This window comes from Elusimicrobiota bacterium (assembly GCA_026388075.1).
Lineage (GTDB): Bacteria > Elusimicrobiota > Endomicrobiia > Endomicrobiales > JAPLKN01 > JAPLKN01.
The window spans coordinates 1-12,607 of record JAPLKN010000075.1; the positions used below are offsets into that span (position 1 = coordinate 1).

Below are 12,607 nucleotides of genomic sequence, written 5' to 3' on the forward strand. Positions count from 1 at the left end.
CCTGCCTCGCTACGCTTGCAAGACGGGCGGGATCTCGCCCGGATGGGCGGACAACTGGATCCCGCACAAAATATTGTTGCGGGATAAATGCCGCGCCTGACCGAAACTCTTACGTAATAATGCATTAATAGCTTAATTTAAAAGAGCGGCTGACGGAGTTTACCCCGCATAAAGGGGCCCGTAGCTCAACTGGATAGAGCGCCTGACTACGAATCAGTAGGTTATGGGTTCGAATCCCTTCGGGCCCGGTTCTTATGCGGGGAATCAGTAGGTTAGGAGTTCGAGTCTCCTCGGGCCCGGTTTTTATAATGAAATTTAAAAAAAAGAGCGATAGCGATACATTTTTTTTGAAAGAAGCTGTAAAAGAAGCCAAGCTGTCAGAAAAAAAAGGCGAAGTTCCGATAGGCGCAGTAATAGTTTTGGATAATAAAATTATAGGCAGGGGATACAACCAAAGCATTACTCTTAATGATCCTTCGGCCCATGCCGAAATAATCGCTTTAAAAAGCGCGGCTAAGAAACTAAAAAATTACCGTTTAATCGGTTCAAAAATTTATGTCACGATTGAACCGTGCGCTATGTGTGCGGGAGCTTTAGTTTGGGCGCGAGTTTCCGAGATAATATTCGGAGTGTATGATAAGAAAGCGGGCGCCTGCGGCTCTATTTTCAATATTGCAAATAATAAAAAACTGAACCACAGAATAAAAATAAAAGCAGGGGTTTTAAAAAAAGAATGCGGGTCTTTGATTAAGAAATTTTTCCAAAAAAAAAGAAAATAGCCTTAAAAAGGAATGAAATAAGCCCGTAAGGGCGCGACATAATGGGGGCGTAAAGGTCTCGACGGGAATGAACGAGGAACAGGTGGCAGGCCTGAGTTGGTCGAAGGCTCAGAAAAAAATCGACCAAACATAAACGGCAAAAACATAATGCCGGCCGGCGTTTTAGGGAGAAATCTCGGAACGCTGCCATTGGCCGCTTAAACCGGCCACGCTTTACTTTTGACACCTGCTAGGAAGATAAAGCGTCAAGAGCAGGTTAGTTCAGCACATCTTGTCCCGTGTGTGCTGTATGAAACAATAACGGTACTGGCTCTGAAATTATCTTGCTGGAAAGCAGTTTCAGAGCGAGAGTAATTTTCGGCTAAGCCTGTAGGAACCTGGCTGAAACATTTTCGGACGCGGGTTCGATTCCCGCCGCCTCCATTTAACTGCAGTAATTGGTGAGAAATTTTATTCCGAAATACTAAATACTCGCACAAAGTACAAGGAAAATCTCTTAAACAAACTTATGACAAATAATTCAAGGATTCGTTTATTACTATCAGTATTTTCTCTTTGCGTATTTTTGTATAGTTCTTTAACCGCATTGGAAAATAAGTACATTCAAATAACTTCTGACGGTCAGCCTGTTAAAAGTACCAGGATTTATCGTTTTGCATCATCTGATTATTTTTCTATACGCGATATAGCTTCCTTCTATGACGCTACATTAGAATGGTACCCTGTATCCGGCAAAGTCGCAATGGTCAAGGAAGGGAAAAAACTTGAAGTCTTTATAAAAAGCACAAGAGTTCATTTCAATAACAATAAAAAACGTCTTAACCTGCCTGTTGAAATGCGAAATAACGATGTCTTTGTTCCCCTGGAGCTTCTTTTGACCAACTTTTTTTCAGATTTTTCCCAATCCAAAACTTCTTTTGACCGCGAAACGGGAACACTTGCAATACAGAGAAAACCTACGATTATCATAAAAAAATATTTTGTTAAAAATAACTCAACTTACATTTATTTTGATATGAAGGATCGCCTGGATTATTTATGGACAAAAGATAATGCAAGTTTTGAGCTTTATTTCCCTAAAGGCACGGTCAAAGAAGAAAATTTTTCAGTTTATAACGGTATTGTGGATGAAATATCTTTATCAAACGACGAGGGCAGCGCAATTGCAAAGATCTTGGTTTCTACCGATACAAGTAAAATTGAGATGAATGCCTCAAGAAAACAAAACAGCCTTGAAGTTGTTTTGACATCCTCATATATAAAGCCCAGCGAAACATCTGAAACTGTTCAGGATTTTGACTCTCTTGAAGAAAACGAAACAGCAGCGCTTGTATCAGCCTTGCCTCCTTCCTCAAAAAAATATTCCGGTTCTAAAATATTAATTATAATAGACCCGGGGCACGGCGGCGCTGATCCCGGAGCTGTAGGACCCGACGGCATTTGTGAAAAAGACGTAACTCTTTCAATAGCTAAAAAACTAAAAGCACTGCTTGATAAAGACGGTTCTTATGAAACTATTTTAACCCGAACCGATGACGTTTTTATCCCTTTGGTTGAAAGAACAAATCTGGCAAACGAAAAGAAAGCCGACATCTTCGTTTCAGTTCACTGCAACGCAAGCCTAAATAAAGACGCTTCAGGCTTTGAAATATATTTTCTTTCTGAAAACGCTTCGGATTCAGAAGCTCAAGCGACAGCAATGCTTGAAAACTCGGTAGTTAAATTAGAAGGAAAACCTTCTGAAAAGCAAATGAAATTGCAGGAACTTCTCTGGTCAATGGCTGTAAACGAATTTATTAACGAATCATCCGAACTAAGCAGTTTTATTGCGGAAGAAGTAACAGATAATGAAAAAACTGAAAACCGCGGAGTAAAACAGGCCGGCTTTTTCGTTTTGAGGGGCGCGGGCATGCCGGCAATTTTAGTTGAGGCAGCTTTTATAAGCAACAAAAAAGAGGAATCCAAACTTAATAAACAAAGGTTTCAAAATGAAATTGCTAATGTTATTTATGACGGAATTAAAAGATACGAAGCGAGAAAATGTCTAATAGAACAAAAGGAATCCGGCGCATGAAAAAGCCTATCGGCATTTTTGACTCTGGTTTTGGCGGCCTAACGGTATTATCCAGAGTAGCGAAACTGCTTCCTAATGAAGACATCATCTATTTCGGAGACACAGCGCACGTTCCTTACGGCTCAAAATCAAAGGAAGTCGTAACAAAATTTTCTGTCGCTATTGCTAAGTTTTTGTCTGAAAAGAAAGTCAAACTGATTGTTGTTGCTTGTAATACCGCTTCAGCTTTTGCTCTTTCTCGATTGAAGAACAAATTTAAGGTTCCTGTTCTTGGCGTAATTTTTCCGGGAGCAAAAGAAGCTCTCAAATCTTCAAAGAAAAAGCGTATCGCTGTAATAGGAACTGAGGGAACTATAAAAAGTTCATCATATACAAAAGCTATAATTTCGCTTGATAATCAAGCGGTCGTTTATGCTAAGGCATGCCCGCTGTTCGTCCCTTTGGTTGAAGAAGGCTGGATAAATCATAGAGTTACAAAAGATGTCGCAAAAGAATACTTAACTCCTTTAGTAAGAAAAGGAATTGATACTTTAGTACTCGGCTGCACGCATTATCCTCTTATAAAAAAAGTGATTAAAAACCTAATTAACGGCAATATTACCCTTATAGATTCGGCTGAAGCAACCGCAAAGGATGTTTTAAATACTTTAAAGAAACTTAAGCTCCAAGAGAAAGCTAAATCAGACGGCAGGCATTCATTTTATGTAAGCGATTCTCCTGAAAAATTTAAATTTTACGCCAAAAGATTTTTAGGATATAACATTAATAACGTCAAAAAAATAACTCTTGATTAAACCTATGAATTATAAAGCCTCCGTTACAAAATCATTTTCGGCAGCCCATGCTCTCAATAAATATAAGGGAAAATGCGAAAATCTTCACGGCCATAATTGGAAAGTAAAGGTTTCGTTGTCAAGTAATAAATTAGACAAAACCGGCATGGTTATGGATTTCACAGACATAAAAGCTGTCCTTAAATCAATTTTATCAAGGCTTGACCACAAATATCTTAACAAAGTACCCCCTTTTGACAAAATTAATCCTACCGCAGAAAACATTGCTGAATATATTTTTGAGAAACTGATTAAATCAATTAAACTGCCAATAAAAATCAATGAAGTTGAAGTTTGGGAAAGTGAAACTTCATCGGCAACGGTGTCAAGATAAACCCCGTTAGAAACAGTCTAACAACCGCTTATTTCCAAAGCTACGAAAAGCTATGTTTAATATATTATGATCTTCCTTATTTCTTCTTAACATTTGGCTGTTTCTAACGGGGTAAAATGCTAAAATTAAGTAAAACGGCCGTTGTTTTACTGTCCGGCGGGCTTGATTCTTCTACACTGCTCTATCTTGCAAAAAAAAACGGATACAAATGCCGCTGCCTGATTTTTGATTACGGCCAACGCCACAAAAAGGAAATAATTTCCGCAAAACTAATCGCAAAAAGCGCCGGATGCAATTACCAGATTTTAAAAATTAATTTCCCGTGGAAAGGAAGCTCCCTCCTGGATAAATCCGAAAACATTCCCGTAAACCCCGTTAGAGACAACGGACGCTTCGCGAATAAAGATGACGGCATTACACTGCCATTTAACAGCATGATTTCAATCCGTCGACAGGAATCGGCGGCCTTCTCTAACGGGGTAAATGAAAATCCGCTTAAATTAAAAAAAATACCTTCTACATATATCCCCGGAAGAAACACGGTATTTATTTCATTCGCATTGTCTTTTGCCGAAAAAATACGGGCTTCGGCAATATTTATCGGAGCAAATGCAGTTGATTTTTCAGGATATCCGGACTGCCGGCCGCAGTATTTCAGGGCGTGGCAGAATTTAGTCCATTCATTGGGCTTGAAAATAAAAGTATTAACCCCTCTCATAAATCTCAGTAAGGCCCGGATTGTAAAATTAGGAAAAAAAATGGATGTTCCGTTTGGGCTTACCTGGTCTTGTTATAAAGGAAAGAAAAAACCCTGCGGAATTTGCGATTCGTGCAGATTCAGAGAAAAAGGCTTTTTGGCCGCTCACCTTGAAGATCCTTTAATGAAAAGATGAATGAAAACGGATTAAAACTTTCAAAGACAGGCATATCTGAAATATTTTTTTCATTCCAGGGAGAAGGGTTATTTTTTGCTGAGCCCCAGATATTCGTAAGATTTTCGGGATGTAATATTAAGTGCTGTTATTGCGATACTAAAACTAAAAACAAAAATTTCCACGGCACTTCGGCTGTAGTTTATAAAGTCAGGTCTTTGATCAGGAAAAATGAAGATAAGTTTATTAAAAACAGATCAAAAACTGTCGTGCTTACCGGAGGAGAACCTCTCCTTTGGAAAGATTTTATCGCATCATTATTACCACGTTTAAAACGATTAAATTATTTGATTTACCTTGAGACTAACGGAATTTTAAGTAATAATTTGAAAAGCGTGATTAAGCGGATAGACGTTGTTTCAATGGACATTAAACTCCCGTCAGATTGCAAAAATTCTTACTGGAAAGATCACAGGAAATTTCTAGAAATTTGCAAAGATAAAGCTTTTGCTAAACTTGTGATTTCGGATAGAACTAAAAATGAAGAGGTTTTAAGAGCGGTTAATATGGTAAGCGATATTTCCAAGAAAATACCGTTTGTTTTTCAAACCGTTTCGCCAATTAAAAACATAAATAAACCAGCTATAATAAATACTGAAAAATGGATTGAATATGCTAAAAAGAAGCTTGATAAAGTATATTTAATCCCGCAGCTGCATAAAGTTTGGTATATAAATTAATTTATCCCCCTGTTTAGTTTTGCTTCCCTACAGTCTTCTTCCCCAAAGATTTCCTTCCATTGCAGTTTCCTATGGAAACTAAACGCAAGGACAGGTGAAATCTAGGCATGTGGGACAAGTCGAAAACTAATCGCAGAGACAAGTAGCAAAACTAGGGGGTAAGCTTCGGCGCCGCGGCCTGCCGGCGGGCAGGGATTTCGCCCGCTTCGCAGCGAGGCGAGCCGAAGAAACCAAAGATACTATGGTCGTAAGACCATAGAGCTTCATTCAGCCACAAGCCTTACCACGCTTAAACGTTTAAGAAGAGACCCTTTTTTTGAGCCTTCACCTAACGAAAGATCTGAAACTACCACACGATTAATAACTCTAACTGCTTCAGAAGAAGATCCTTCCTCATGATAGCCATATATTCCGTGAATCACATAAGGGATATTATCAATCACGCCTAAAAACAGCATTACATGGCCATTCAGATACAGTATTGTTGCCCCGCCGACGGCTTTCTTATCTAAAATTTCTATTTTTTCAGCATAACTTGTTTTTTTATTAAATTTTTCCAGCAATTTTCCAACCCATGACTGTTCTAAAGAATTTTTCGGCATATATATGCCTATGGTCATAAAAATTTGCTGAATAAAACCTGAACAATCCTGCTCCCCGTTCATACCCCCCCAACCATAAGGCATATCAAGCATTTCAAAAGACTGCTGGATAACATTTCTTGGCGTATAAGAAAAATATCCTTCGTTTATTTCGTTTTCTTTTATATATCCTTCGCCAAATACCACTTTTCCATCTTCGTTTCTAAATGGAATTATAACCGGGACTACTTTAATGGAAGTTTTTTTGCCCATCGGAAGGCGCGTCCCCATCCTTACGTAATCATAATATTCAGTCAGCGTATTTTTCAAAAAAATAGAGGCTTTTGTTTTGGAAATTACCGCAAAAGGCTGGCCATTAACATATTGTTTCATCTGTTCGCGGCTTGAGAGAGCTATATTTTCAATTTCCGTCCATCCGGAACTTGACGGCCCATCCACATATATCCATTGAGAGTCAGCGCTTTTGTGCAAAATCGCTACAGGGGTTCCGACATCAAGAGAATTATTTTGAAGGACATCAAAATCAAAATCGTCCTTTTTTGAATAAAACTCCTCCCGTGTAGGTAAAAGTCTTTGATGAGCGTAGCGAGAAACTAATCCGAACGAAACATTTACATTTTCCTGAATATTTTTCAAGCTGATATTATCTTCAATATCTTTAAGTAATTTTTTATCTATTTTTTCATTGGATTTAGCGTAATATTTCCTTCGCTTGAATCTTTTTAATGTTTTTGTAATTTCTCCCTTAAATTTCGCGCTGGAAATAACTGAAGGATAATTTTCAATATCATTTAAGAGCTTAAGCTCATTTTTGATTGTTTTGTTAAACTTTCCAATTCCTTGTGAATCAAGTATTACTTTATCCGGATCAGGAAGCAGGCTTATCCAAAAAGCCGCTACTTTCATATTTCTTTCGGTATTTGGCATTAATGAAGGGCCTGGATAGCGCATATTTTTTCTTCCGGCGCAACCCCACCAGAACAAACAAGTAAGCAAAGCAATACCTGTTATTGAAAATATATTTTTTGAATACCGCTTCATAATTTTCTTGAGCCCAAAAGCATATTCCTGTATTTGCTGAGATCTTCCTGCAATTTTTTGATTTTTATCTTATTTTCAAAAAGTTTCTTTTTTACCTTTAGCCTATGAGGCAGTGAAAGAAGCATATGAGATAAAAAACCGAGAAAAAAAGCTATCAAAATTAAAAGCGCGATCTGAATATTAAACTGCCACAAAAGAAACCTTACTACCGCCATCGTGGAATTCTGCAAGGCAAATACTGCAGAAAGAACAAAAAATAATAATGAAATTAACAAAGAAATATACATAAAACCTCCGTAAAACTTCAGGTTAAGATAAAATCAGGTTGAGGTTGAGAAAAACTGGCTATTTTTTTGCTCAACCTTAACCTGTCTTTATCTCAGCCTGCCTTTATCTCAACCTGTCTTTTTCTGCTTTCTATTCCGTCATTTGTTTAAGCATCACTATAGCTTTTTCGTTATTCGGGTCAATCTTTAAGACTTCTTTCAATTGGTCAACAGCCTCTTTAAGCCTGCCCTGATAAAAATACGCTGTCGCGAGATTCAGCCGGCTGTCAACTTGTTTCGGATTTATAATTATTGACTGGGCCCAGTATTCTATTGCTTTTTGCCTTTCGCCCATAAGAAAATATATGTTGCCCAAATTATTAAACGGGCCCGGATTGTTGGGATTTAATTCTCCGGCTTTTACATAATTTTTTATAGCTTCAGGCCAGTTTTTTTCTTTTGCGTTTACCCAGCCCAGTTTTTCATATACTAGAGCCTGATTGGGATATTTTTTCGCTATCTCCAAAAGCGAGGCAACTGTTTTTGCCGGCTCAAGGACTTTTTGATCAAAAAAATCGGGCGTTTCTGCAACTTTCTTCTGAGCAGTATAGGGCTTTGCTGTTTGATAAAATAAAAAGTAAGCGCATACGGCTAAAACTCCGAAAACAATATAGCGTAACACTTTGCTTATCTTTTCTTTAACCCAGAAACCATCATTATATGAGTCAAATAATCCCATAACTATAAAAAGATAAACTGCTGAAATAATGAAGCGCATGTCAGCTGAAAAAAAGTTTTGCGCAAGGACTCCCGATGAAGAAGCGATTAATCCTGATGCCATGAACTTTTGATTTCCTGAAAAACGCCCGGATATTTTGAAAGCGTTGATAAAAAAAGATAATAAAAGCCATGCAAAAATTCCAAAACCAACTATACCGGTTTCACTCAAGTACTGTATATATTCATTGTGGGCATCGTTTACTATAAACTGCCCCTGAGGCCAAAGTTTTTTTAGTTCTTCTGAAGCGTATTTCGGGAAATATATATGAAAAGTTCCCGGCCCCGTTCCAAACCACGGACTTTTTGACCACATGTTTAGCGTGTCTCGCCAGATAAGAACATGCGCCTGCTGCCTTGCCCAAACGTTTTTAGTCTTATACACAAAAAAACCGGCGAGTAAAATAAATAATGATAAAAAGATAAGTTTTGTACGTTTTGATTTTACATTCAGCCAGAAAAAAAACACTAGAGAAACTGAAAATCCGATATATGCCGCCCTTGTCTTGGTATAATAAAGTGCAATCAGCCCTAAAACCAAAAATAAGAAAATTAATCCTTTTACTGATTTATTTCTGCTGGAAAAAAATATGCTTAATGCTATCGGCAGAGTGGCAACAAGAAATACCGCAAAAAATATGGGATTACCGAATGTTGACATGGATCTTTCCATCTGCGGAACCATTATCATATATTTGATCCCGCCGAAATGCTGCAAAATGCCGTATAAGACTGCTATTGCTGCGCCAGTTATCCATCCGGCAATAACTAATCTTCTTTGTTTTTCGCTGTTGATTGCATTTGCCGCCACAAAATAGCCGGCAAAAGAAAGCAGGGCCCTTTTAAACTCATTTAAAGCAACGGGTTTATCAGGAGAAAAATAATAGAATAAGGATACCACCGACAAATAAATAATTACGGGAATAAATATCGGTGTTTTTTTAATTTTAATCTTGCCGTAATAAAGATTTATGAAAAGCCAGATAAATAATATCCCGTAAAGGCCGAACTCCAAAAGCATTAGTTTCGGGCGGGTAAGTTTAATATCAAGAAAAACGGGGACCAAAAGCAAAAGCGCCGAAAAAAGGCCGGCAGGAAAAAGCGTCAGAAGCTCATTCTTTTCTAAGTTAGCAGGCGCATTGTTCTGCTTTTTTATTTTTAGTTCTTTATTCATTTATTTCTCTTGTTTAATAATTTTGCAAAAAATCCTTTTAATGCCGATGAGACAAGCATGACTGCTGCCAATAAAATAACAATTGTTGCTCCTGAGGCTATGTTAAATAAATATGAAAGAAAAAGACCGAAAACTGTAAATATTGCGCTAAAGATTATAGCTAACACAATCATTTTTTTCAGTTCTGAAGTATACTGGCGCGATAGTGCCGCAGGAATGCTTAAGAGAGCTATCACCAGAATTATTCCCACAACACGTATTAAAACCACGACCGTTACAGCTATAAGAACCAGAAGAAGGATGTATAAAAATTTAGTTTTTAAATTTCTAACCTTTGAAAATTCTTCATCAAACGAGCTTGCTTCAAACTGCCTGTAGTAGAAGGCAACTACCGCTATTATCACAATATCCAATACAGCCATCATAACAATATCTGCCCTGGTTACTGTAAGAATGTTTCCAAAAAGGTATCCGAATAAGTCCGGCGCATACCCTCGAGAAAAGCCTACAAATATTATTCCCAATGCCATGCCGAAAGACCAAAATATGCCTATTAAAGTATCTTCAGAAAACTTAGAGTTTTTGTTTAAAACCCCTATGCCCAGCGCCGATAAAACCGTAAAAGGCAAAACTGCAAATAGCGGATTTACCCCTAAAAGATAGCCCAGTCCTATTCCTCCGAATGCAGTATGCGCGATACCCCCGCTTATTGAAACAAGCCGCCTGACTACCACGTAGGTGCCGATAATTCCGCAGGCAACGCTTGCCAATAGCGCGGCATATAAAGCATTTCTAATAAACTCAAATTGAAATATTCCCATTACACTTTATCACTTTTTTACTTATTATGTTCTTCTAAAACCCTGTGCGGCACGCCGTGAGCTATTAAATCTACCGGACACTTATAAACTTTTGACAAATCCTCAACAGTCAATTCCTTGGTACTATGATAATAAAGCTCCACGTTTAAACAGGCAATTTTTTCCACATATTTTGATACCGCGCTTATATCATGTGTTACCAAGATTATTGATATTTTTTGTTTTAATTTTTCCAAGAGGTCATAAACCGTCTTTTCTATAACGGTATCTACGCTTGAAGTCGGTTCATCCAGTATTAAAAGTTTGGGATCTGAAACCAGCGCACGAGCTATGAAAACCCTCTGTTTTTGTCCTTCTGAAAGCTCGCCTATCGGATTATTTGAAAAATCCGTCATCTCAACTATTTTCAAGACCTCGTCGGCTTTTTCTTTATCTTCTTTAGAATATCTGCCAAAAAAAGAATTCTTCCTAATTACTCCGGTTAAAACTACGTCTGATACTTTAATAGGAAAATCCCTGTCAAAAGGCACGTGCTGTGGAACATAGCCCGCGTATCTTCTGCCTTCTTCGGGAGCCAAATTAAAAAGCCGAATTTCGCCTTGAGTAGGCTTTAGAAGCCCGAGCATAAGTTTTAAAAGCGTGGTTTTCCCGCCGCCGTTCGGGCCAATAATTCCGACTATATCTTTTTCAAATAAGTTTAAATTAACATCGCGTATGATGTTTGGGCCGCCATCATAGCTAAAAGACACATTTTTAAATGTTACAATCTCAGGTTTATTTTCCATATGATTTGATAATAAGTTCTGACATTTTAATAAATTCTTTCAAAATATTTTCAGCAAGATTATCAATAAATATTACTTTGCCGCCTATTTCATCTGCAATAACCTGAGCGCTTTTTCTGGAAAATTGCGGCGATACAAAAATGATTTTTATTTGTTCTGATTTTGCCTTATTGACAATATTTATCAGCTCTTTTGCCGTTGGCTCTTTCCCTCCGATTTCAACAGGAATTTCTCTTAAACCGTACTCCCTGGCAAAATAATTCCAAGCGGAATGAAAAACTATAAATGATTTATTTTTATAGGGCTTTAGTTTAGCCTGAATATTTAAATCCAATTGTTCAAATTCTTTTTTTAATTTTTTATAATTTATCTCGTAAAAATCCTTGTTTTCAGAATCAATTTCTTCCATAGCATTTTTGATATTTTCAGCCATTAATATTCCGTTTCTTAATGAAGTCCAAATATGCGGGTCTTTTCCGAAATGATGATGGGCTTCTTTTTGTTCTGAATGCGGGCCCAAAACCCGTTCCGAATAATTTAGCAGGGTTATCCCTTTTGAGCTATCGCAAACTAGAGCTTTTTTATTCAAGGAAGTTATTTTTCCAATCCATTGAATTTCAAATTCTAGAGGTGTGCCCACCTTAACGTAAATGTCGGCTTTTGAAAGTTCTTTAAGACTTTGCGGTTTAGGCTCAAAAGAATGGGGATTTGCTCCCGGCGGAACCATTACGGAAACCGAGACTTTTTCTTTCCCGATTTGTTCCGCAAAATATTTTAACGGAAGGATACTTACAGCAATTGCTATTTTTCCTTTGTTTTTGGGTTCTTTAGAAAGGTTTATAGGGAATGCTTTATTATATGCTAAAACTAGAACTATAAAACCGCAAAAAAATATTTTTCTCATTTCCCCTGCTTAATAAATGTAATATCTTCGTTTTCGTCTTTTATGGCTGCGTCTATCGAAACTTTGTCCTCTTCTTTTAATTCTCCTGCAATTATTTTGCCCCCGGATCAAGAGCAATAACTCTTTTATTTTTTAATGTTTCGGGAAAGTATTCTGAAATGATTTTGCAAGGCGAGCCCCGTTAGAGACCTGCCTCGATGCTAGGTGGGCAAAAAACGGGCGCTTCGCGAACAAAGTGGCGGCATTACACCGCCAGCTTACAGCATGATTTCAATCTGCCGACAGGAATCGGCAGCCTTCTCTAACGGGGCGAGATCAGCTTAATAACGTTCAAAAACAACTCAACGTTTTTCGTCTTTCATTTCTTTTGACCAGTCTTCAAATTCTTTCTTTATTTCTTCTTTTTTCTGTTCAAGGTATCTATCAATCTCACAGACTAGGCCTTCCTTGGACTCAAGCTTTTTTATTCTTTCTTCAAGGTCATCCTGCTCTTTCATAACAAACCTTATGGCGTCAGCAATCGGGTCAGGAAGCTTGGAATGCTCAAGCATCTCAAGTTCGGTTGCTGAAAAACCCAATCCCACCCTGGCAGGAACGCCGACCGC

13 protein-coding genes, 1 tRNA gene and 1 other RNA gene are annotated in these 12,607 nt (G+C 37.8%); 8 read left to right on the forward strand and 7 right to left on the reverse strand.

Annotated features, from left to right (window positions below; all coding sequences use genetic code 11):
- Positions 1 to 174: 174 nt before the first annotated feature.
- The 8 genes from NT145_04450 (at position 175) to NT145_04485 (ending at position 5,632) form a co-directional block, all read left to right on the forward strand.
- Positions 175 to 248: transfer RNA gene (locus NT145_04450), tRNA-Arg, on the forward strand.
- A gap of 60 nt (positions 249 to 308) precedes the next feature.
- Positions 309 to 779, forward strand: coding sequence for a tRNA adenosine(34) deaminase TadA (tadA, locus tag NT145_04455; GenBank protein ID MCX5781940.1), 471 nt, complete (start codon positions 309 to 311; stop codon positions 777 to 779).
- Positions 780 to 822: 43 nt separating this feature from the next.
- Positions 823 to 1,205, forward strand: a transfer-messenger RNA (tmRNA) gene (gene ssrA, locus NT145_04460).
- Positions 1,206 to 1,287: 82 nt separating this feature from the next.
- Positions 1,288 to 2,853 carry an N-acetylmuramoyl-L-alanine amidase gene (locus tag NT145_04465; GenBank protein MCX5781941.1) on the forward strand — a complete coding sequence of 522 codons (1,566 nt, stop codon included), beginning with the start codon at positions 1,288 to 1,290 and terminating at the stop codon, positions 2,851 to 2,853.
- Complete coding sequence (gene murI, locus NT145_04470) at positions 2,820 to 3,647, forward strand: glutamate racemase (GenBank protein ID MCX5781942.1); 828 nt, start codon at positions 2,820 to 2,822, stop codon at positions 3,645 to 3,647. Before NT145_04465 ends, murI begins: the two co-directional genes overlap by 34 nt.
- Positions 3,648 to 3,651: 4 nt before the next feature.
- A complete protein-coding gene (queD, locus tag NT145_04475) occupies positions 3,652 to 4,020 on the forward strand; it encodes a 6-carboxytetrahydropterin synthase QueD (GenBank protein MCX5781943.1) in 369 nt (122 codons plus the stop codon).
- A 116-nt stretch (positions 4,021 to 4,136) separates the two neighbouring features.
- Positions 4,137 to 4,913, forward strand: coding sequence for a 7-cyano-7-deazaguanine synthase (locus NT145_04480; GenBank protein MCX5781944.1), 777 nt, complete (start codon positions 4,137 to 4,139; stop codon positions 4,911 to 4,913).
- Positions 4,910 to 5,632, forward strand: a complete 723-nt coding sequence (locus NT145_04485; GenBank protein ID MCX5781945.1) for a 7-carboxy-7-deazaguanine synthase QueE — start codon at positions 4,910 to 4,912, stop codon at positions 5,630 to 5,632. The genes NT145_04480 and NT145_04485 overlap by 4 nt, the downstream gene beginning before the upstream one ends.
- A gap of 263 nt (positions 5,633 to 5,895) precedes the next feature.
- On the opposite strand, the gene NT145_04490 is transcribed toward NT145_04485, so the two are convergent.
- From NT145_04490 to NT145_04520, 7 genes are all read right to left on the reverse strand, one after another.
- Positions 5,896 to 7,275, reverse strand: coding sequence for an SH3 domain-containing protein (locus NT145_04490; protein ID MCX5781946.1), 1,380 nt, complete (start codon positions 7,273 to 7,275; stop codon positions 5,896 to 5,898).
- Positions 7,272 to 7,562 (reverse strand): LapA family protein, encoded by a 291-nt coding sequence (locus NT145_04495; protein MCX5781947.1) that lies wholly within the window; start codon positions 7,560 to 7,562, stop codon positions 7,272 to 7,274. The genes NT145_04490 and NT145_04495 overlap by 4 nt, the downstream gene beginning before the upstream one ends.
- A 130-nt stretch (positions 7,563 to 7,692) precedes the next feature.
- Positions 7,693 to 9,492, reverse strand: a complete 1,800-nt coding sequence (locus NT145_04500) for a tetratricopeptide repeat protein (GenBank protein ID MCX5781948.1) — start codon at positions 9,490 to 9,492, stop codon at positions 7,693 to 7,695.
- Positions 9,489 to 10,313: a metal ABC transporter permease gene (locus NT145_04505; GenBank protein ID MCX5781949.1), complete on the reverse strand. Its 825-nt coding sequence runs from the start codon at positions 10,311 to 10,313 to the stop codon at positions 9,489 to 9,491. The genes NT145_04500 and NT145_04505 overlap by 4 nt, the downstream gene beginning before the upstream one ends.
- Before the next feature lie 17 nt (positions 10,314 to 10,330).
- Positions 10,331 to 11,098 (reverse strand): ABC transporter ATP-binding protein, encoded by a 768-nt coding sequence (locus tag NT145_04510; protein MCX5781950.1) that lies wholly within the window; start codon positions 11,096 to 11,098, stop codon positions 10,331 to 10,333.
- Positions 11,088 to 12,002, reverse strand: a complete 915-nt coding sequence (locus NT145_04515; GenBank protein ID MCX5781951.1) for a zinc ABC transporter substrate-binding protein — start codon at positions 12,000 to 12,002, stop codon at positions 11,088 to 11,090. Before NT145_04515 ends, NT145_04510 begins: the two co-directional genes overlap by 11 nt.
- 341 nt (positions 12,003 to 12,343) lie before the next feature.
- Positions 12,344 to 12,607, reverse strand: a 264-nt coding sequence (locus tag NT145_04520; protein ID MCX5781952.1) for a hypothetical protein, incomplete at its 5' end; no start/stop codon positions are given.

Bases quoted from the DNA above. Each gene is read 5' to 3' on its own strand.
- tadA (MCX5781940.1), top strand. From the start codon at position 309: ATGAAATTTAAAAAAAAGAGCGATAGCGATACATTTTTTTTGAAAGAA.
- NT145_04465 (MCX5781941.1), top strand. From the start codon at position 1,288: ATGACAAATAATTCAAGGATTCGTTTATTACTATCAGTATTTTCTCTT.
- murI (MCX5781942.1), top strand. From the start codon at position 2,820: ATGTCTAATAGAACAAAAGGAATCCGGCGCATGAAAAAGCCTATCGGC.
- queD (MCX5781943.1), top strand. From the start codon at position 3,652: ATGAATTATAAAGCCTCCGTTACAAAATCATTTTCGGCAGCCCATGCT.
- NT145_04480 (MCX5781944.1), top strand. From the start codon at position 4,137: ATGCTAAAATTAAGTAAAACGGCCGTTGTTTTACTGTCCGGCGGGCTT.
- NT145_04485 (MCX5781945.1), top strand. From the start codon at position 4,910: ATGAATGAAAACGGATTAAAACTTTCAAAGACAGGCATATCTGAAATA.
- NT145_04490 (MCX5781946.1), bottom strand. From the start codon at position 7,275: ATGAAGCGGTATTCAAAAAATATATTTTCAATAACAGGTATTGCTTTG.
- NT145_04495 (MCX5781947.1), bottom strand. From the start codon at position 7,562: ATGTATATTTCTTTGTTAATTTCATTATTATTTTTTGTTCTTTCTGCA.
- NT145_04500 (MCX5781948.1), bottom strand. From the start codon at position 9,492: ATGAATAAAGAACTAAAAATAAAAAAGCAGAACAATGCGCCTGCTAAC.
- NT145_04505 (MCX5781949.1), bottom strand. From the start codon at position 10,313: ATGGGAATATTTCAATTTGAGTTTATTAGAAATGCTTTATATGCCGCG.
- NT145_04510 (MCX5781950.1), bottom strand. From the start codon at position 11,098: ATGGAAAATAAACCTGAGATTGTAACATTTAAAAATGTGTCTTTTAGC.
- NT145_04515 (MCX5781951.1), bottom strand. From the start codon at position 12,002: ATGAGAAAAATATTTTTTTGCGGTTTTATAGTTCTAGTTTTAGCATAT.